Here is a 20,038-nt window from a genome sequence, read left to right as displayed (position 1 = left end):
GTAAGTGAGGCCAGTTTCTTTCCTTTCTAATAACAAAAATAGTTAATAAAGAGGCGTCTCAAATTTACTTTGTATTTTGTTTAAACATATTAATTTTTTCATTAAAAATAATGTGGTCGTCCTCTCTAGCGAGTAGGTAGCATTTTCTAATCTGAACAGTATGGAGTTGTGGTTATGAATAAAGTTATGTCGAATAAGTTTGTCATTGCGTTATACGTTCTACCATCTCTGTTATTAATAGGGATCCTCATCTTCATTCCGTTACTATTGAGTGGTTATTATGGGTTAATGGATTGGGATGGTATAAGTGCGATGAAATTTATTGGAATGGATAATTATATTAATGTTATTCAGGATGATAAGTTTTGGGATAGTGCTCTACATTCTTTTCTCCTTGCATTGTTTTCAACACTCAGTTTGATTATCTATCTGGCCATTTCTCTTATCCTCGTATCGAAGATAAAAGGTGCCGATTTATTGAGGAAAATTTATTTGATCCCTATGCTTTTATCTTCTGTTGCAATCGCACAGCTATGGATTAAAGTCTACAATCCTAATAATGGTATTCTGAATAGTATTCTTATAGGGATTGGAATTGATAATCCGCCTTCGTGGTTAGCGGAGCCTTCACTTGTATTATACGCCATTTTCATCCCAATTCTATGGCAGTATGCAGGGTTTTACATATTGATCTATTATGCTGCGCTCAAGAATATTCCAGATTCGATTATTGAAGCTGCAAGGATTGATGGGGCATCTGCTCTGCAAATCGCTTATAAAATAAAACTTCCACTTATTATGGGCGTCGTAAAAGTGACTGTCGTACTTGCCATTGTAGGTTCTTTAAAATATTTTGATCTCATTTACGTTATGACTGGCGGAGGGCCGAACGGGGCTAGTGAAGTTATGGCTTCCTATATGTATAAGCTAGCATTTTCAAATTATGAGTTTGGCTATGGAAGCGCGGTAGGTTTTATGCTTCTTCTAATAACGTTGATCGTGACACTCATCATTCGTAAACTGACGGAATCGGATGAAAATATCCAGTACTAGGAGGGCTTCTTTTATGAATCGTATAGGTTATGTCTTGCTCTATCTCTGCTTAGGTATATTAGGTTTATTTCAAATATATCCAATCATTTGGTTGTTCTTATTCTCTCTGAAAGATAATCAAGAGATTTTTTCGGGATCTCCTTTTTCCTTTCCCAGCAAGTTTAATTGGGAAAACTACCAGAAGGTTTGGGATGGAGGGGTTGGCCTATATTTCTTCAATAGTGTATGGATTACAGCGGTAGCCATCCTATTAACAGTACTATTAGCCAGTATGGCTACTTTCGCGATTACGAGGCTGAATTGGAAATTAAGTAAACTAGTACTGGGGTTGTTTATGATTGGTTTGATGATCCCGATTCATTCAGCTCTCATTCCGTTGTTTAATATGTTTTTAAATGTGAATTTGATAGATAATCCATTGTCTATTGTTGTCACTTATACGGCATATAACTTACCGATCACAATGATGATTTTACTAGGATTCTATTATACGTTGCCCCGTGAGATTGAAGAAGCAGCGATTATTGACGGTTGTTCCATTCATCGATTGTTTTTTAGAATTATTTTGCCAATGACGATTCCAGTTATGTCTACAACCGTAATTATTAATATGATCTATAACTGGAATGAGTTTGTATTTGTTAACACGTTTATTAGCTCAGATAAGTACAAGACGTTAACGGTTGGTATTCAGAATTTCATTGGTCAGTACATGACGGATTGGGGGGCAATCGGAGCTACTTTGATCATTAGTGTGTTACCGATTTTAATTGCATTTATTTTTTTCAGTAACAAGGTTGTAGAAGGAATATCATCTAGTGCAGTTAAAGGATAGCTTATTATAGGAAAAGAGAGGGATAGTTATGCCAGAAAACAATTTTTATAATGCTCATCATTCACCGATCGGTGCTTTTTCAAGTTTTACATTAGGTTATGGGGGTAATGGAGGTGGACTCGATTTAGAACTAGGGCGTTCACCGAGGAAGAACATATACGTTGGACTGGAATCACTGAAGCAAGAAGGTCATTATGATGCTCTTCCATTCTTTGATGCGAATGACGATGAGAGTAAGCGGTATGATATTGAGAACCCGGATCCTAACCCAGACAATCCTAACATCATTCATTCCTTTCCCAAAGACCAAGTTGAACGAGATTTTCAACTATGTACGGATACCTGGAAAGCAGGTGATTTAACATTTACGGTGTATTCACAGGTTCATACAGTAGAGAATCCAGAAACAGCAAGCGAAGAGGAATTGAAACGAACGCTTGTCCCAGCAGTTCTAGCAGAATTAACCATCGATAATACAAAGGGAGAGAGAAAGCGTCGAGCCTTTTTTGGATACGAAGGGAGCGACCCCTATTCTTCGATGCGGCGATTGGATGATACGGCAGAAGAATTGGCAGGTATCGGTGAAGGAAGAATAACGGCTATAGCAAGTAAGAAGGCTGAAACGAAGTCAGCTATGCACTTTAGTATGGAAAATATCCTAACTACTCCTTTCGAGGAAAATTGGACGTTTGGTCTCGGACCAGTAGGTACGCTTATTGCTGATGTTCCACCAGGGGAAAAAGCGACGTATCAATTTGCCATCTGCTTCTATCGAGGTGGAATTGTGACAGCTGGTATGGATACTTCTTATTTCTACACAAAATACTTTTCAAACATAGAAAGCGTAGCAAACTTCGCCATTGGAAACTTTGATGAGCTGAAACAACGGGCACTGCAAAGCAATGCGATGATTAGTGAAGCAAATTTATCGAACGATCAGAAGTTCATGATGGCCCATGCGGTCCGTAGTTATTATGGAAATACTCAATTACTTGAACATGAAGGGAAGCCTTTCTGGGTAGTTAATGAAGGCGAATATCGCATGATGAATACATTTGATTTAACAGTGGATCAGTTGTTTTTTGAGATGAAAATGAATCCTTGGACAGTGAAGAATGAATTGGATATGTTCATTGATAGATTCAGTTATGAAGATCAAGTTCGTTTTCCAAATGAAGAAGAACTGTATCCAGGTGGAATCAGTTTCACTCATGATATGGGCGTAGCGAATACGATTAGTCGTCCACACTACTCTTCTTATGAAGTGTATGGGATTGATGGATGTTTCTCTCATATGACAGGGGAGCAGCTGGTTAACTGGGTACTCACTGCGTCAGTTTATATTGAACAAACCCATGACGAACAATGGTTATTAGACAACTTAACTATTTTTAAAAGCTGTTTCGAGAGTATGTTAAATCGCGACCATCCAGACCCAGTTCAGCGCAACGGATTGCTAGGGCTGGATTCAAGTCGTGTTATGGGCGGAGCAGAAATTACAACGTATGATAGTTTGGACGTTTCCTTAGGGCAGGCTAGAAATAATATTTACCTTGGAGGGAAAATATGGGCGGCCTATGTCGCGCTAGAAAAGATTTTTTCAGATCAAGGGGAAAAAGAGCTGGCTACATTAGCTGGAAAACAAGCAGAGAAAAGTGCTCATACGATGGCAAGTCATTTGACGGATTCCGGCTATATCCCTGCTGTGATTGGGGAGAATAATGATTCTAGAATTATTCCTGCTATTGAAGGGCTAATCTTTCCATATTATACGAATTGTAAAGAAGCTCTTGATCCAGAAGGAAGATTTGGGGAGTACATTAGGGTTTTAAAAACACATCTCGATACGGTCCTAAAAGAAGGCGTGTGTAAGTTTGATGATGGAGGGTGGAAAATTTCCTCTACTAGTAACAACTCCTGGCTTAGTAAAGTGTATCTTTCTCAATTTATTGCTCGTGAAATATTGCATCACGTTGATGAAAACGGAGCAAAAGCGGATGCGGCGCATGTGAAATGGCTGACACATCCAGAATTGTCAGTTTGGAGCTGGAGTGACCAAATTATCTCTGGTGAAATAACAGGAAGTAAATATTATCCCCGAGGAGTTACAAGTATTCTATGGTTAGAAGAAAAGGAATAATACTGACAAAAGGACGAAACCGATTAGGTTTCGTCCTTTTGTTTTGCTAAGTGTGGGAGCATTACAATGAACAAGCTCCCCGCGAAGCGAGGAGCTTTCATGAGATTACGCCAATTTCTTTTCCTTAATACCTTTTTTTCGTAAAAGCATTTCTAATTCTTCTAATGATTTTCCTTTTGTTTCAGGAACAAACTTCCATACAAACATGGCTGATAGAATACTCATAATTCCATAAAAAGAGTATGTCAGACCACCGCTTACTTCCATCATCATAGGATAAGTAGAAGAGATTAAGTAGTTAGCCGCCCATTGAGCAGCAACAGCGATTGCGACGGCTTGTCCTCGGATTTTGTTCGGGAAAATTTCTGAAATTAATACCCAAACGATCGGTCCCCAGGACATCATAAAGGAAGCTGTATAAATAATAATGAAAACTAACGTGGCAATTCCGATAATGCCAGAGAAAGCCATTCCAGCTACGCCGAACATTCCGATTGTCATACCGATTGAGCCGACAATGAGAAGGGGTTTTCTGCCCCATTTGTCTACCGTTAAGATGGCGATAATCGTAAAGATCACATTGACTAATCCCATGATAATCGTCTGAACCATTGAGGCGTCTCGTGCTGCTCCCATACTTTCAAATATTCGTGGTGCATAATAGAGAGCTACATTTATTCCTACAAACTGTTGGAAAATAGATAGCAAAATACCTACAAATACGATGGTTTTCCCAAAAGCAAAGAGTTTTGCTTTATTCGTGTCAAATGAATTTTTTATCTCATATAGGGTTGCCTTAGCCATCGTTTGATCATGAATTTTTGAAAGGATAGCAAATGCTTCTTCATTTTTATTGATAGATACGAGGTACCTTGGTGTCTTAGGCACCGTAAACAATAGCAACAAGAATAATAGAGCCGGGATAGCTTCAGAAGCAAACATATACCTCCAGCCTATATCATTCATCCATTCTAGGGGTTGCCCCTTAGCGATGCCCCAGTTAACGAAATAGACGACGAGCATCCCGAAAATAATAGCGAATTGGTTAAGAGATACTAACGTTCCTCTTATATTAGATGGAGCGATTTCTCCAATGTACATTGGAGAAACAGCTGAGGCTAATCCAACCCCGATCCCACCTATGATTCTATAAAGATTAAACATAATTAACAAAGAGTAAGTCGGCTCATCACCATAGCCAAAAAACAAAAATTCGGGATAAGCTGAGCCGAGAGCTGATAGTAAAAAGAGTACAGCAGCTAGTATAAGAGAATATTTTCTGCCAATCTTTTTGGAAAAGTAACCTGATAAAACCCCACCGATGATACAGCCAATTAACGCACTTGATACAGTAAGTCCGTGAACCAGCGAGCTTAGCTGTAAATGATCTGAGAAGTATGTCTGTAGTGACCCTTCTGCCCCAGAAATTACTGCCGTATCGTAACCGAATAAAAGTCCTCCTAAAGTTGCAACAAGGGTGATTAACATAATGTAAATGCTTCGTCTTAGTTCCATTTTTTTACAGAGTAGAGAATATCTACTCTTTCCTCCCTTCAAATGAAATCGCTTGCAATGTTTTCATTTTATCAAAGGTTTCTTAGTTTGTATAGTGGATAAACTAACTATAGGTTTATTTTTATTTATGATAGAAATCACTGGAGCATGTTTGTAAGTTCTCATAGATGTTGAACCGAGTTTTTACTGGTTACTTTAGAAAATGCATGAAGAGATAGCCACATAAGAATGAAAGCTGTTGCACTTCCTCCGAAGATAAACGCTAGTGCAGGTAGTAGTTTAATTATAAAATAGATAGACGTTAGACAAATAACCATCATTATCGTAGTTAAGGGGCTAAGCAACATTATAAAGAAAGTATTTTTGAAGACAGTGCTCAGCTTAATTTCGAAATGAACAAAAGTAGGGAAAATGTATAAGAATAGTAGTCCAATCAATAGAATAAAAGCGAACAAAGGAATATAAGTCCATTGAACTGGATGTATGTGGTTGATGTAAAACAAATCAAGACAGATAAAGCCAATCAAGAAATATAAAATTGCTCCTAGAATATTTCCTTTCCAAAAATCTGCTTTATAATAATGCCAGAATGATTTACTGATTGATAACTGTGTATTTCCTTTTAACCATTGTCTAATAACAGCAAACATAGCAAGCGTAGAAGGGAAGATCCCAAGTAGAATCCCTCCTCCTAATGAAAATAGTAACCAAAGCAAATTGAGAAGAGCTAGTTTCGTAATCCACTCAAAGGTACTATAAAAAGCATTAAATGTATTTGTCATTTCTATACCCCCGTCTTAAACCATAGCTATTAGCTTATGTGTTTAGAATACTATAAGCTAAAAAAAAGTATATCACAATAGCCTGATACTCCTCGTTATTTGTTAACTGCTCTCGTAGTGTTTGAAATGAATTTTCTATGAATTTGAGTAGGATAGATGAATGTTATATCGTCGTCTAAGTTAATATAGCAGCATTTACGACTTCCTAATTTGGGGGGGGGATATAATGAAATCCGATTAATATAAGAACGTTGAGGCAAGCAGAAGCAATATTTGGAGGAGTATATATGGCTAGCAATATAAATGACTTACAGAGGGGGGCGGATCGCACCCCATTTTTTTAAGTAAAGAAGATCGGTAGAAGCAGAAAATTACGTTGACTGTAAGTGCATTCATGAAAGAGAAATACCATTGGATGAGTAATTTCTTACTAGTGATGGAGTCTTATTTTTCCAAATCAACTATTAATGATATAACTCCTCTACAACTAGTATCTATTTGACTAAATTATTAATATTGTTCACTTTAGTAATTTTAAACTTAGTTTATCTAATAGACAAACTAATGTAGGGGTGCTATACTTCTGAGTGAAAGCAGTTACATAAAGTCATTAGAAATTAGATAAGTTTAGAGGATTTTTTTACTGTAGGTGACACCATGTTCTCTGCTTTACATCATGAAGTTCTTATCCAGTAACAGGTAGGGTGAGTGTACGCATTGGTTAGCTAATTTTATTTGAGGAGGAGATTATTTTGGGTTATTTTAACAACATTAATCGTATTCAGTATGAGGGAGCACAATCCACAAACCCGTTTGCATTCAAATATTACAACCCGAATGAAAAAATTGGTCATAAAACGATGAAAGAACATCTTCGTTTTTCGGTTGCTTACTGGCATACATTCACTGCAGATGGTGCTGATCCATTTGGTGCCGGCACGATGATACGTCCATGGAGTGAATACAGCGGTATGGATCAAGCAAAAGCAAGGGTCGAAGCTGCATTTGAACTGTTTGATAAGCTAGATGCGCCATTTTTCTGTTTTCATGACGTAGACATAGCTCCTGAAGGAGAAACACTTAAAGAGTCATATAATAACCTCGATACCATCGTTAAGATGATAAAAGACTACATGAAAACAAGCTCTACAAAGCTGTTGTGGAATACGGCAAACATGTTCACCCATCCGCGATTCACTCACGGAGCTGCGACCACCTCTGAAGCAGACGTGTTTGCTTATGCAGCAGCAAAAGTGAAGAAAGGACTGGAAGTTGGGAAAGAGCTTGGCGCAGAGAATTATGTATTCTGGGGTGGACGTGAAGGATATGAAACTTTGCTTAACACAGATATGAAGCTTGAACTCGACAACCTAGCACGCTTTTTCCACATGGCGCTTGATTATGCAAACGAAATTAATTTTACCGGACAATTTCTTATTGAACCGAAACCAAAAGAACCATCAAAGCATCAATATGATTTTGATGTAGCTACATCTCTATCATTTCTTCAAAAATATGATTTGCAGAACCATTTTAAATTCAATATCGAAGCGAATCATGCGACGTTGGCAGGTCACACGTTTGAACACGAACTCCATACCGCTCGAATAAATGGCATGCTAGGATCTGTGGATGCTAATCAAGGTGATACGCTTCTTGGGTGGGATACTGATGAATTCCCAACGGATTTGTACGCTACTACTCTCGCAATGTATGAGATATTAAAAAATGATGGACTTGGAAAAGGTGGCTTGAACTTTGATGCTAAAGTTCGTCGGAACTCCTTCGATCCTGACGATCTTTTCCACGCCCATATTGCTGGGATGGATAGCTTTGCAATTGGATTAAAGGCGGCTCATCAAATGTTAGAGGATCGAATTCTTGAGAATTTTATTTCGGATCGCTATCGTAGTTTCTCAGAAGGTATTGGGAAAGAAATTATCGAAGGAAAGACGGACTTTCATAAGCTTGAGAAATATGCTTTAGGACTTAATGACATTGAGACAAAATCAGGACGTATGGAAAAACTAAAAGGTGAAATTAACTCATATTTACTAAATGCTTTTTCAAATGTTCGTGTATAAGTTAAAGAATGAAACTTAAAGTAAATGGTTGAGGGAAAGGAGGAAGCACCATGAGCTATGTTATTGGAGTCGATCTAGGCACAAGTGCAGTCAAAGTCATCGCTGTAGATCGAACTGGGCAAATTCAAGCAGAAGTATCAAAGACATATCCGCTTCATCAACCCAAGTCTGGATACAGCGAGCAAAACCCTGACGATTGGGTGGAACAAACCCTTCATGCTTTGGAGGAGATTACCCGACAACTTCCTTCCTCGGCAATTATTGAAGGAATGAGTTTTTCTGGGCAAATGCATGGGCTTGTATTACTGGATCAAGATAATAAGCCTCTTCGGCAGGCCATTCTCTGGAATGATACAAGAACTACTGAACAATGCCGAACGATTGAGAAACTTGTGGGGGAAAAGAGGTTGCTTGAAATCACCCATAACCCTGCGCTCGAAGGATTTACACTTCCTAAATTACTTTGGGTGAAAGAGAATGAACCAGATTTATACGCTAGAACTAAGGTTTTCCTCCTTCCAAAAGATTATGTACGTTATCGTTTAACTGGCGAGATCCAGATGGAGTATTCCGATGCAGCCGGGACCTTGATGATGGATATTAGTGGGCATAAATGGAGTGAAGAAGTCACTTCCAAGACTAACATCAGTCTATCCCTATGCCCACCATTGATTGAATCTACTGCCAAAGTCGGTAATATAACAAAGGGATTAGTGAAAGGCTTGGATAATGTAGAAATCTTTGCTGGTGGTGCTGACAATGCATGCGGGGCTATTGGAGCTGGGATTCTTAGAAATGGTAAAACACTCTGTAGTATTGGAACTTCTGGCGTCATTTTGTCATATGAAGATCGCAATCAGCTTGATTTTAACGGCAAGGTTCACTTTTTTAATCATAGTAAGCCGGGTGCTTATTATACAATGGGGGTCACGCTTTCCGCAGGTCAGAGTCTGAACTGGTTTCGAGACCAATTTGCCGAAGGAGTGCCATTCGATGAATTGCTTTCTTCTATCGACAATATCCCTGCAGGTGCAAATGGATTGCTCTTTACGCCATATTTGGCCGGAGAGAGAACGCCGCATGCGGATTCATCCATACGAGGCAGTTTTATCGGAATGGATGTTTCACACACTAGAACTCATTTTGTAAAAGCAGTATTAGAAGGGGTCACTTTTTCGTTGAAGGAGTCACTTTCTATTTTTAGAGAAAATGGAAAAGACATTCAAGAAATTGTTTCTATTGGTGGTGGGGCAAAGAATGATTCCTGGCTACAAATGCAGGCGGACATTTTTGATGCTACTGTTGTAAAGCATGAGAGTGAAGAGGGGCCAGCCCTTGGGGCGGCGATGCTAGCAGCTGTGGGTTGTAACTGGTTTTCTACACTTGAATCCTGCAGTGATTCCTTTATAAAAGTGAAAGAACGTTTCACTCCGAATCAAGCTAATGTAAAAGCATATAAAAAAATGTTTTCGATTTATCAATCCGTATATGTTCAGACAAAAGATTTGAGTGAGCAGTTAAAATCAATTCGTCAATAAAAAATGAGTATGAGTAAACATTAGCTTGAATTGAATAAAAAAAAGGGCCCGTTCATCAGTATTGGATAAACGGGCCCTTTTTTTGCAGAGTTTGTTCCTATTCTAGTTAGCTTTTTGGGAATTATGCTGGTGGATTTAAGAAAGTGGAACTTTAGGGATTATCTAGGTGAAGATAAGCTAGGAACCCATTTCTAATAAATACAATTCCAACACCAATTGGCTATTTATCGTTCAAATTGTATTTTAGGAGCTCTATCATATTTGTTGTGGTTTAAGAAAATAGGACATAAAAATACACGCAAGCTATTTGCTTTTAGTTGAAAGATTATGAAAAAGTTTTGAGGAAAGTGAGGCGTATCCTTGTCTATAGCCCCCTTCTAATGATTGCATCTGTCTAGTCTTATTTAATCGCATATCCGCTGGGATATTCACCGCTCGGTTACGAAGGGCTAGAAGCAAAAGAGGATACGCTAGTTCTACAATCTCATAACGTCTTGGGGCTGAAAGAGGATAGAATTACCTATGAACCACAAAAAGGTGAGGAATGGAAGGTTGAACTTCTTAAAGATCTGGTCAATCAACAACAGACTCAATACCCCTTCTTCTTCATCCCTATCATGGTGGCGATATTCTGGGGAGGATTCGAGCTTCTTAGATAAAAATCACAGAAGAGAGTTCTGTTCCAAGGTTTCCTATATGTTCTTGTTCCAGCATTATCATTAATTGGACACTTGAATGATATAAAAGATATTCTTCAGAATTCTGCCTAAAATGTCTACTAAGGGTTTCTTAGTACCTTCATCTTTTTTACACGAGTATAAAATCAACCTATTATTTATGAAAGACGACACCTGATCCACTAAGGATTTAAGTGTCGTCTTTCTTTTGGATAAGGTCCACTAGTCAATTCTGCTACATCATATACAACGAATTTAAGCAACTAACAAAACAGACTTAATGTCGATATCTTTCTCTGAAGGAAAAATGGTGTCATGATTCGTCCAATGCTGTTAAACCGTTTCAAAACATTACAACAAACGGGGAGGGTTTGGTAGATTAGCGCTATATTTAAGAGTCTCTGTCTGTTGATAAGAACCTTTGTCATCTGGCAGGAAAACTGGTGTAGAGGTATGGAATAACTCATTATAAAATCAACGGGGAGGAATGATGAAGATGAATAATACTTTGATGATTTCCAGGGTGGCTTCCATGTTGAACGTGTCTCGTCATACACTGAAATTATGGGAAGAGCAATTTGCTCCGTTTTTAACTATACCACGTGATGAAAACAACGCTCGGACGTATACAATTGGCGATATTGAAGTGCTTCAATTAATTAAAAATATGAAGGAAAGCCATGCCGAAGATGAGGTCATTATTAATGCATTGGATCAACAAGGAAAAGGAATTGAAAATACTCCTGAACCGATTAACAATCCTGCTGATCAGACTGATATTCAATCATCTCTCTCAAAAATTGTCTCCTTTGTTGAATCTGATGAAGTGAAGAAACTACTGAAAATCGATGAAACGGTTAAACGGTTGGAGAAGGATATTGTCCATCAGGTTCATGAAATTGTTCATGAAGAAATAGCGACTGCATCAGATGCTCATGCAACTATTAATCAAATGGAACTCAATTTTATCGGTAAAAAAATCGATAATCTTGCTGATATTTCAGTCGATGAGCGTGAGTTTTATCAATTTGAGGTGACAAAAGAAAGAAAAATTGCTGAAGATCATATGTCAGCTCGAGAAGAAAGACTGATGGCGGTGGTGCAGGATCGCTTCCGTGATGAAAGTAGATCACATGATCCTAAATGGGGCGTAACGAAAATTAAAAATATATTCGGATTTGCGAAATAAGGAATTGTAATAGAGTAGAGAGAAATCCGAATGGGGGAAGATGAAATGGATCAGGTTAAGGTGATGTTTTCCATACTCAGTCTCCTCGTCGCTGCTACATTTGCGGCTCTCTATATTTATATTTTCTCACTGCATACCGAAGTGAATGGTACAAAAGTGAAAGCGAATGATCAAGTGGTATCTGCTGCATCATTCCCGGCCGAATATAAACAAGTGGAAGAGTTTGTCGGAGATTTTCATGCTTTTTACAATCGAACAACAGGCTATGGCATGATTGATCGTCCGATGGACATAGAAGCCCAACAAGTTCAAGCGGATGCTGCTGTAGCTTATATTAATGTGTTTTTAGAAATTGGTGTAGATCATGACGATCTTAAGAAGGACTTAATGGCGATTAAGGCTCTTGCTAGTATAGAGATTACGACGTCAGAGGTTCGAGAAATTCATAGGTATTTTCATGATCTTGATAAAGCGCTGAACAACTACGACCACGAAGATACCTTTGGTGTCACCGTTACTTTAGGAGATCAATAAGATGAACCATTCCACTCATGCCGTATAGCCAAAAGCGATATCGATTAGCCTTATGAGATATCGCTTTTGTTGCGTTAAAGATCAGTTTCATAATAATAAGGGAGGCTATATCTTGATGAATACCAGACTAAGATTCATCATACTTGGTCTAGCGACACTAGGTAGTTTGGCCCTTACCATTTATGCCCTATTTTCCATAAACGAAAATGTGCAAACTTCAAGTAAGGAACTTGTATCGTCGGTTTTGGAGGATAGACAAGTTTATTCGAAGGAAGAAATGAAGGATATTGCCTCTCTTCTTCCTGAAAAGACAGATTTGGAAAACGTGAATGCATTTATTGCAGCGAATCATGCCTATTACAATCAGACAACAGGATTTGGAGAAATATCAAATTTGAATATAAATGATCAAACCGATAAAGCTATTGAAATCGTTTCTTATATAAATTTCTATGCAAACAATGAGGACAAGGATCTTGAAAGAGACCTTCAGGAGATCAAATCCATCGCGCTTCGTTACGTTGAGCATGCAAGTCAAAAGGATGTGCAAATGCTACATCGCTATTTCCATGACCTCGATATTGGGTTAAATGGCTACGGAGCATACGATAAAGTATGGGGTGTTACTGCTGTACTTGGTAAAGGTGAATGAAGAAGTCTTAAACTTATAATGAAGGATAAGAAGGATTGCTAAATGACTAGCATGTCCTTTTTTGTTTTGTCATAAAAGAGTTTATATGAATGATGAAAAAACATTGTGATATGTGCATTATTTTGACAAAATGAATGATAAAGAAAGTTGAAATAAGTGAATTTTTTAACAAAGGATAATCCGCTGATGATGTAAGGTAGATTAAACGAAATGGTAAGTAAAAAGTAGGTGAGAAAGATCTATGTACAAACTATTAATTTCAGACCGTGATTCACGAGAACTGAGCGGATTAGAATGGTTAATTTCAAAGTATTCCTTTCCTATTTCCTTATTCATAACTGCGAACCATCTAACAGAAGTGATGACTATGTTAGAAAGGGAATTACCAGATGTGGTTTTCATTGAATTAGATATGATCCCCAGGGGGAAGTGGGGTCTTATGAAAACTTTTATTAACCGGTATGCAGGTGAAGTTATTGCTGTGACGGCAGAACCAACGTTTGAACGGGCAAAAGAAGCGATTGAAATCGGTGCAATAGACTTAATCGTGAAACCGCTTTCTCCCCTAGAGGTGAAAACATCTCTGCAAAAAGCCTTTCGTAATGCTAAAGCGGTAAATAAGACACTGTTAGGAGGAGAGGCATACGAAAGAGTTTGGTATAAATCATTGTTTATTGATGATCAAGTAAACCATCACTTTCCAGTATATTTAATGAAGTTAGAAAAAAGCGATTATCTTGAGGAGTTGCGTCAGTTTATAGATCAATTTGATTTTTATAACAAGCCCCTTGTCTTTTCAACCAGTGATCGAATCGTGGTTGTATTTGAGAATGCCATTCCAGATTCAAATAGTCAGGCACAGCGCTTCTTACGGGAGTGGGAGCAGTTGAATGAATCGTCCCTCGTAATAGCGGTGCATCATGGGAAGTCAGATCTGTCACTACACCAAATTTATATGAAGTTAAAGAAAGTTATGGAAATGGTGTTCTTCACTGGCTACCAACAAATTCTTCGTGCTGATCAAGATGAAGCCTGGGAGGAGATAGATCCATTTTTGACGATTACAGAACAGCGGAAGTGGGTTTTCATGCTTGATGAATCTTGTGTAGATGAAATGAAAAAGTGGATGTATGAGCAATTTTATGGAATGGAACCTCCATATCCAGACCCAGGATTGCTTCGAACACGTTTAACAAGCATTCTTGCTCAAATTCGAAGATTTATGGTTCGAAAAGGGTTGACGGATGTCCGTAATGAAACTTTGTATAAAGAAGTGTTTGAATCGATATTATATAGTTCTGTACTCTACCGAATTGTACAGGACTTAATATTATTCATCACACAACTTCTTCATCAATTAGCCGATAACCCACCTTTAAAAAGAAATATCATTGAGGAAACGCTCGCTTACATTGATGATCATTCCAATGATCCTAATCTATCATTAGAAGAAGTAGCTAATCATGTCCTTCGCAATCCAGCTTACTTAAGCCATACATTAACACAAAAATATGGACGGTCGTTTCGTGAAATATTAACGTATACCCGTATTCAAAAAGCAAAAGAGTTGCTCATGACTACACAAGAAACTATTCAATTCATTGCGCGTGAATCAGGATTTAAGAGCCCGAACTATTTTAGTCGAGTTTTTAAAGAAGTCGCAGGGCAAACTCCAGGAGAGTATCGACGGTTTCAGTCGAATGAACCGAAAGTCAAGAAATTCTCCACATAACAAACGGGTGCGAATACATTCTCGTATTCGCACCCGTTTCATATTGATAAAAGAAATACACTACTATATCTTCTTGTTACTATTTTTTATTAACTGAAGCATCATAAATGGAATCAACCGCACTTTGCAACGCTTCATTAAATTCTGCATCAGACTGATTCGCATTTAAATCAGCTGCTAATGCTCTCGAAAAGCTTGCAATCAGACCATCATTTTCTTTCAGTTTTTCATTGGCTTCATCACGAGAATAGCCGCCTGAAAGTGCTACAACGCGAAGAACGCGTGGATGTTCAATCAATTCTTTGTAAGCATTTGCTCTCGTTGGAATTGAAAGCTTTAGCATGACATTTTGATCTTCAGATAAATCATTGAGTTGCTTCAAAATTTCATCGCGCAAAATCTCTTCAGATTTCTCTTTGCTTTCACTATGAATATTAACTTCTGGTTCAATAATTGGCATAATATCAGTCGCTAAAATTCGTTTGGCGATTTCAAACTGCTGATCTACGACTGCTTTAATGCCACTTGGATTAGGCTCATGGATGACAGAGCGCATTTTAGTTCCAAAAATCTTTCGCTCAGATGCACGACCTAGCGTCTCATCTAAATCATGAATTGGTTTCATAAGCTGTACGCCATTCTCTTGATCTGCTAGTCCTTTATCCACTTTTAGGAAAGGAACGATCCCTTTGTCTGCAAGAAAGTCTGCTGTATACTTTCCTTCGATTTCGCGGTCCATTGTTTGTTCGAATAAGATAGCGCCTAGAATTTGGTCTCCACTAAAAGCGGGTGAAGTAATAATTCTTGTACGCATCTGATGTACTCGGTCAAACATTTCATCTTCGTTAGAGTAGGAATCTTCAGGAACGCCATATTCTGCGAGCGCCTTAGGAGTACTACCACCACTTTGGTCTAACGCTGCGATAAATCCTTTTCCGTTCTTGATTTTGTCAAATTGACTGTTATTCATGTTCTCCACTCCTTTTTGATTCTAAACTTTAATAAAGCAACCACCTATACTCTTCCCAATATTACGTCATACATAACACGGAATTTCTTAGATAACAGAATACTAATAAAACCGATATAAAATATCGCTTTTTCTATTTTCATAGACGTTCTTAAACAGATGGTTCCCTACATTCATGAAATTTACCCGACTCGGCTTACTTTTAATCATGTGATGGAAATAGCTTAATTACTCTTTATAAAATAATTACTATTCGTTTTGATAGCAGCTTAAACTGATATCGTTTTTTATAAATAATGTACTATTATTCGAAAATTGGTCATCTATTTCCATAGTGATTGTCATGCTACGATTTCAATATGAACGCATTTCGAAAGGATGGGGAGTATGTCGGATATCAAATCAAAGAGAGTGACGCAGTATAGAGGCACAGAGCTTCATACAAAAGGCTGGGTTCAGGAGGCAGCTTTACGGATGCTTAGTAATAATCTACATTCTGATGTGGCAGAAAATCCAGATGAACTTGTTGTATATGGAGGAATAGGAAAAGCGGCACGTAACTGGGATTGTTATGAGGCGATCGTGAATTCGTTAAAAGTGTTGGAAAATGATGAAACGTTGTTAATACAGTCTGGAAAGCCGGTTGCTGTTTTCAGAACTCATAAAGATGCTCCGAAGGTATTAATTGCTAACTCTAATTTAGTTCCGGCATGGGCCAATTGGGAGCACTTTCATGAGCTTGATCGAAAAGGGTTAATGATGTATGGCCAGATGACGGCTGGCAGCTGGATCTACATTGGAAGTCAGGGAATTGTACAGGGGACATATGAGACGTTTGGTGAATGCGCCAAACAGCATTTCAATGGAACTTTAAAGAATACGATTACCCTAACAGCTGGCTTAGGTGGGATGGGGGCTGCTCAACCGCTAGCTGTAACTCTTAATGGTGGCGTTTGTATTGCGATAGAAATGGATCCAAAGCGAATGGAGCGGAGAATTGAAACAAACTATCTTGATACTTCTACTAATAGTCTTGCTAAAGCGATTGAAATGGCGAAGAATGCAAGTGACAAAGGAGAAGCGCTTTCGATTGGTTTACTTGGTAATGCAGCAGAGATGTTACCTAAAATGATCGAAAAGGGTTTTATTCCAGATATTCTAACAGATCAGACTTCGGCACATGATCCCCTTAATGGATATATTCCAGTGAAATTAGATCTAATAGAAGCGAATAAGTTAAGGATAGAAAATCCAGTCCAATATAATAAGCTGGCAAAGAAAAGTATCGCTACACACGTTCAAGCTATGCTTGATATGCAAAAACTCGGAGCCATCACCTTTGATTATGGAAATAACATTCGTCAAGTGGCAAAAGACGAAGGGATTCAAAATGCATTCGATTTTCCAGGTTTTGTACCGGCTTATATTCGCCCGCAATTTTGTGAAGGAAAGGGTCCATTTCGCTGGGTAGCTTTGTCGGGAAATCCAGAAGATATTTATAAAACAGATGAAGTGATTTTAAAAGAGTTTAGTCATAATGAACACTTGTGCAATTGGATTCGAATGGCAAGGAAGAAAATTAGTTTCCAGGGACTTCCCTCACGTATTTGTTGGCTCGGCTATGGAGAACGAGCTAAATTCGGAAAAATTATAAATGATATGGTAGCGAGCGGAGAATTGAGTGCACCAATTGTGATTGGACGTGATCATCTTGACTCTGGCTCTGTAGCTTCACCAAATCGAGAAACAGAAGCCATGAAAGATGGAAGCGATGCTGTAGCCGACTGGCCCATTTTGAATGCTATGATTAATAGTGTAGGTGGAGCAAGCTGGGTCAGCGTTCACCACGGTGGCGGTGTTGGAATGGGATATTCTCTCCATGCAGGGATGGTCATTGTAGCAGATGGCACAAAAGAAGCGGAAAAACGTCTTGAACGTGTGTTAACAACTGATCCTGGTATGGGTGTCATTCGACACGTTGACGCGGGGTATGAACTAGCAAGGAAAACAGCAGAAGAGAAAGGGATTCAAGTCCCGATGCTACGAAAGAAATAGGAGGTGGATGGTAATGACAAAGCGACTATTAATAAAGAATGCGGCCCAGCTAATTACGATGGAAGGTTATTCCAATCATCCTGCTAGAAAAGAAGAAATGTCGCAAATTGGAATGATTGAAGATGGTGCGGTTTATATGGAAAATGGAATTATTATTGAAGTAGGACCAAGCGCCGACATAGTTAATAAGTATCAAGATTCTATTCATGCGTCAGAGATCATCGATGCAACAGGGAAAGTGGTAACGCCAGGGCTGATAGACCCTCATACGCATTTAGTTCATGCAGGGACGAGAGAAAATGAATATGCGATGCGATTACATGGGAAGACGTATATGGAAATCATGGAAGCAGGCGGGGGGATTCATGCAACAACTCGCGCGACCCAAGAAGCGAGTCATGAAGAACTTTTCGAACAGTCTAAAAAACGCTTGAACAAATTTTTGTTACACGGTGTGACAACACTTGAGGCCAAAAGTGGTTACGGGCTAACGCTAGATCATGAAATAAAGCAATTAGAGGTAGCTAAACTATTAAATGAGTCGCATCCTATAGATATCGTTTCAACCTTTATGGGTGCTCATGCTGTTCCTTTATCAGAGAAAAGCGATCCTGAAAAATTCGTCTCGAAAGTGATCACTGAAATGATCCCTGAAATAGCAAAGCGGAAGTTGGCTACTTTTAATGATGTTTTTTGTGAACGGGGTGTTTTCACACCGGATCAATCAAAGCGAATCCTTGAAGCAGGTAAAGCTCATGGACTAATTCCCAAAATTCATGCAGATGAAATTGAACCTTATGGCGGAGCGGAACTAGCTGCATCCGTTGGGGCCATTTCAGCAGATCACCTTCTCAGAGCATCGGATCAGGGGATAAAGGACATGACAGACGCTGGAGTTATTGGCGTATTACTTCCAGGAACAGCATTTTTCTTAATGGCTGATTTTGCAGAGGGGAGAAAAATGATTGATGCAGGAATAGCCATTGCGTTATCTACTGATGCGAATCCAGGGTCATCTCCCACACTTTCTCTCCCATTTATTATGAACTTAGGCTGTTTGAAAATGGGATTGACACCTGAAGAAGTGTTGACTGCGACTACAATCAATGCAGCCCATGCAATTGGTTGTGCAGATGTGGCTGGAAGTCTTGAGTTTGGAAAAAAAGCAGATTTCACAATATTTGATGTTCCGAATTATCTAACTCTCTCCTATCAATATGGAATGAATCATGTCGATACCGTCATTAAAGGGGGAGTGCCACTCGTAGTAGGAGGCTACCTGCAATGAACGATTATCCATACCCAATGTTAAATCGCCCTAGTATGATTTGGTCTAAGCAAACAGATAAACGAGTTGATCTAAAAGTCCATGAATGGATTGAGACAATAGGGGAGAGGAAACCACACTGGGAGGAATATGACGTTACCATTCTCGGGGTACCTTTATCTAAATCGTCTATTAGTACGTCTGCTGCTAGTGAAAATCCTGATGCCATGCGAAGAGCTTGGCGGGCATTTGGCACTTATAACCTTGACGAAGAGGTTGATCTAGCTCGTATAAAAGCAATAGACCTTGGAGATGTCAAGCAGCATGTGACGGATATCAGGTACACACACCAGCAAATTCAGCAAGCGATGGTAGCTATGAGAGAACACCATCCACATACTATACCGTTAATGATGGGTGGGGATCATTCGATTACTGCTATGTTAATTAAAGGCTGGAAGCAAGTTCATAACAACGAAACGATTGGCATTTTACAATTGGATACGCACTTTGATTTACGTGATTTAGCACATATCGGTCCAGCAAATGGAACGCCGATTCGTCAATTAGTAGAAAGTCACACAGTTGAAGGAAAGCATGTTCATACGATCGGATTGCATGGTTTTTTTAATAGTCACGAGTTGAAGAATTATGCTGATCAACACGGCGTTCACTACACTACGATGAAGAAGGTAAGAAAAAACGGGATTCGCCACATTGTGACGGATGCCTTAGCTCAATTAGAAAAAGTGGTTGATACGATTTATTTAACGGTTGATATGGACGTCCTTGATATCGCTTATAACCCGGCAGCACCAGCAGCAACGCCTGGTGGTATGAGTACGGAAGAGCTGTTTGAGGCTGTTCAGTTAGCTGGTGAGCATTCGAAAGTAAAAGCAATGGACATTGTGTGCCTTGATCCCAGAAAAGATGTAGGGGAGATGGGGGTGAAAAGCGCCGTTCATACGATGCTCTCATTTTTAACAGGCGTTTGCAGAAGATAAGGAATACGATC

Annotated in this window: 15 protein-coding genes; 12 read left to right on the top strand and 3 right to left on the bottom strand. The window is 38.9% G+C overall.

The window, feature by feature from the left end:
- The first annotated feature begins 174 nt into the window (after positions 1 to 174).
- From AC0VYV_RS12370 to AC0VYV_RS12360, 3 genes are read left to right on the top strand one after another with little or no spacing between them, the layout of a single operon-like run.
- Positions 175 to 1,053 carry a carbohydrate ABC transporter permease gene (locus AC0VYV_RS12370; RefSeq protein ID WP_475372596.1) on the top strand — a complete coding sequence of 293 codons (879 nt, stop codon included), beginning with the start codon at positions 175 to 177 and terminating at the stop codon, positions 1,051 to 1,053.
- Positions 1,054 to 1,066: 13 nt separating this feature from the next.
- Positions 1,067 to 1,888 carry a carbohydrate ABC transporter permease gene (locus AC0VYV_RS12365; protein ID WP_475372595.1) on the top strand — a complete coding sequence of 274 codons (822 nt, stop codon included), beginning with the start codon at positions 1,067 to 1,069 and terminating at the stop codon, positions 1,886 to 1,888.
- Between the two features lie 28 nt (positions 1,889 to 1,916).
- On the top strand, positions 1,917 to 4,028 hold the full coding sequence (locus tag AC0VYV_RS12360) for a glycoside hydrolase family 52 protein (protein ID WP_475373870.1): 2,112 nt from the start codon (positions 1,917 to 1,919) through the stop codon (positions 4,026 to 4,028).
- A 105-nt stretch (positions 4,029 to 4,133) separates the two neighbouring features.
- Here AC0VYV_RS12360 and xylE read toward each other — a convergent pair whose 3' ends face one another.
- Together xylE and AC0VYV_RS12350 are read right to left on the bottom strand one after the other, a co-directional pair.
- Positions 4,134 to 5,516: a D-xylose transporter XylE gene (xylE, locus tag AC0VYV_RS12355; RefSeq protein ID WP_475373869.1), complete on the bottom strand. Its 1,383-nt coding sequence runs from the start codon at positions 5,514 to 5,516 to the stop codon at positions 4,134 to 4,136.
- Positions 5,517 to 5,704: 188 nt separating this feature from the next.
- The gene (locus AC0VYV_RS12350) at positions 5,705 to 6,325 is read right to left on the bottom strand and encodes a YesL family protein (RefSeq protein WP_475373868.1); all 621 of its coding nucleotides are present in this window, start codon (positions 6,323 to 6,325) and stop codon (positions 5,705 to 5,707) included.
- 752 nt (positions 6,326 to 7,077) lie between these two features.
- Here AC0VYV_RS12350 and xylA point away from each other — a divergent pair.
- From xylA to AC0VYV_RS12320, 6 genes are all read left to right on the top strand, one after another.
- Positions 7,078 to 8,409, top strand: a complete 1,332-nt coding sequence (gene xylA / locus AC0VYV_RS12345) for a xylose isomerase (RefSeq protein ID WP_303533555.1) — start codon at positions 7,078 to 7,080, stop codon at positions 8,407 to 8,409.
- 50 nt (positions 8,410 to 8,459) lie between these two features.
- On the top strand, positions 8,460 to 9,947 hold the full coding sequence (gene xylB, locus AC0VYV_RS12340; RefSeq protein ID WP_475373867.1) for a xylulokinase: 1,488 nt from the start codon (positions 8,460 to 8,462) through the stop codon (positions 9,945 to 9,947).
- A gap of 1,173 nt (positions 9,948 to 11,120) precedes the next feature.
- Positions 11,121 to 11,813: a MerR family transcriptional regulator gene (locus tag AC0VYV_RS12335; protein WP_475373866.1), complete on the top strand. Its 693-nt coding sequence runs from the start codon at positions 11,121 to 11,123 to the stop codon at positions 11,811 to 11,813.
- Between the two features lie 45 nt (positions 11,814 to 11,858).
- On the top strand, positions 11,859 to 12,347 hold the full coding sequence (locus tag AC0VYV_RS12330) for a hypothetical protein (protein WP_194221835.1): 489 nt from the start codon (positions 11,859 to 11,861) through the stop codon (positions 12,345 to 12,347).
- Positions 12,348 to 12,462: 115 nt separating this feature from the next.
- Positions 12,463 to 12,999 (top strand): hypothetical protein, encoded by a 537-nt coding sequence (locus tag AC0VYV_RS12325; RefSeq protein ID WP_475365313.1) that lies wholly within the window; start codon positions 12,463 to 12,465, stop codon positions 12,997 to 12,999.
- A gap of 241 nt (positions 13,000 to 13,240) precedes the next feature.
- Positions 13,241 to 14,731 carry a helix-turn-helix domain-containing protein gene (locus AC0VYV_RS12320; protein ID WP_475365312.1) on the top strand — a complete coding sequence of 497 codons (1,491 nt, stop codon included), beginning with the start codon at positions 13,241 to 13,243 and terminating at the stop codon, positions 14,729 to 14,731.
- Between the two features lie 79 nt (positions 14,732 to 14,810).
- On the opposite strand, the gene AC0VYV_RS12315 is transcribed toward AC0VYV_RS12320, so the two are convergent.
- Positions 14,811 to 15,701 (bottom strand): fructose bisphosphate aldolase, encoded by an 891-nt coding sequence (locus AC0VYV_RS12315; RefSeq protein WP_475367652.1) that lies wholly within the window; start codon positions 15,699 to 15,701, stop codon positions 14,811 to 14,813.
- Positions 15,702 to 16,088: 387 nt separating this feature from the next.
- Here AC0VYV_RS12315 and hutU point away from each other — a divergent pair, with 387 nt between their 5' ends.
- The 3 genes from hutU to AC0VYV_RS12300 are packed head-to-tail and all read left to right on the top strand — an operon-like array spanning position 16,089 to position 20,027.
- Positions 16,089 to 17,756: a urocanate hydratase gene (gene hutU / locus AC0VYV_RS12310; RefSeq protein WP_475373865.1), complete on the top strand. Its 1,668-nt coding sequence runs from the start codon at positions 16,089 to 16,091 to the stop codon at positions 17,754 to 17,756.
- A gap of 13 nt (positions 17,757 to 17,769) precedes the next feature.
- The gene (hutI, locus tag AC0VYV_RS12305; protein WP_475365309.1) at positions 17,770 to 19,044 is read left to right on the top strand and encodes an imidazolonepropionase; all 1,275 of its coding nucleotides are present in this window, start codon (positions 17,770 to 17,772) and stop codon (positions 19,042 to 19,044) included.
- Positions 19,041 to 20,027 (top strand): agmatinase family protein, encoded by a 987-nt coding sequence (locus tag AC0VYV_RS12300; RefSeq protein ID WP_430242923.1) that lies wholly within the window; start codon positions 19,041 to 19,043, stop codon positions 20,025 to 20,027. Before hutI ends, AC0VYV_RS12300 begins: the two co-directional genes overlap by 4 nt.
- Positions 20,028 to 20,038 lie beyond the last annotated feature (11 nt).

The organism is Anaerobacillus sp. QJM3NY_17, assembly GCF_056173665.1.
The sequence above is the reverse complement of the archived record's forward strand: the minus strand, read 5'-3'. Positions and strand labels throughout refer to the sequence as shown.

Excerpts from the sequence above, each read along its gene's own strand:
- hutU (WP_475373865.1), top strand. The coding sequence starts at position 16,089 with ATGTCGGATATCAAATCAAAGAGAGTGACGCAGTATAGAGGCACAGAG.
- AC0VYV_RS12300 (WP_430242923.1), top strand. The coding sequence starts at position 19,041 with ATGAACGATTATCCATACCCAATGTTAAATCGCCCTAGTATGATTTGG.
- AC0VYV_RS12320 (WP_475365312.1), top strand. The coding sequence starts at position 13,241 with ATGTACAAACTATTAATTTCAGACCGTGATTCACGAGAACTGAGCGGA.
- xylB (WP_475373867.1), top strand. The coding sequence starts at position 8,460 with ATGAGCTATGTTATTGGAGTCGATCTAGGCACAAGTGCAGTCAAAGTC.
- AC0VYV_RS12335 (WP_475373866.1), top strand. The coding sequence starts at position 11,121 with ATGAATAATACTTTGATGATTTCCAGGGTGGCTTCCATGTTGAACGTG.
- AC0VYV_RS12370 (WP_475372596.1), top strand. The coding sequence starts at position 175 with ATGAATAAAGTTATGTCGAATAAGTTTGTCATTGCGTTATACGTTCTA.
- AC0VYV_RS12360 (WP_475373870.1), top strand. The coding sequence starts at position 1,917 with ATGCCAGAAAACAATTTTTATAATGCTCATCATTCACCGATCGGTGCT.
- hutI (WP_475365309.1), top strand. The coding sequence starts at position 17,770 with ATGACAAAGCGACTATTAATAAAGAATGCGGCCCAGCTAATTACGATG.
- AC0VYV_RS12365 (WP_475372595.1), top strand. The coding sequence starts at position 1,067 with ATGAATCGTATAGGTTATGTCTTGCTCTATCTCTGCTTAGGTATATTA.
- AC0VYV_RS12325 (WP_475365313.1), top strand. The coding sequence starts at position 12,463 with ATGAATACCAGACTAAGATTCATCATACTTGGTCTAGCGACACTAGGT.
- xylE (WP_475373869.1), bottom strand. The coding sequence starts at position 5,516 with ATGTTAATCACCCTTGTTGCAACTTTAGGAGGACTTTTATTCGGTTAC.
- AC0VYV_RS12350 (WP_475373868.1), bottom strand. The coding sequence starts at position 6,325 with ATGACAAATACATTTAATGCTTTTTATAGTACCTTTGAGTGGATTACG.
- AC0VYV_RS12330 (WP_194221835.1), top strand. The coding sequence starts at position 11,859 with ATGGATCAGGTTAAGGTGATGTTTTCCATACTCAGTCTCCTCGTCGCT.
- AC0VYV_RS12315 (WP_475367652.1), bottom strand. The coding sequence starts at position 15,701 with ATGAATAACAGTCAATTTGACAAAATCAAGAACGGAAAAGGATTTATC.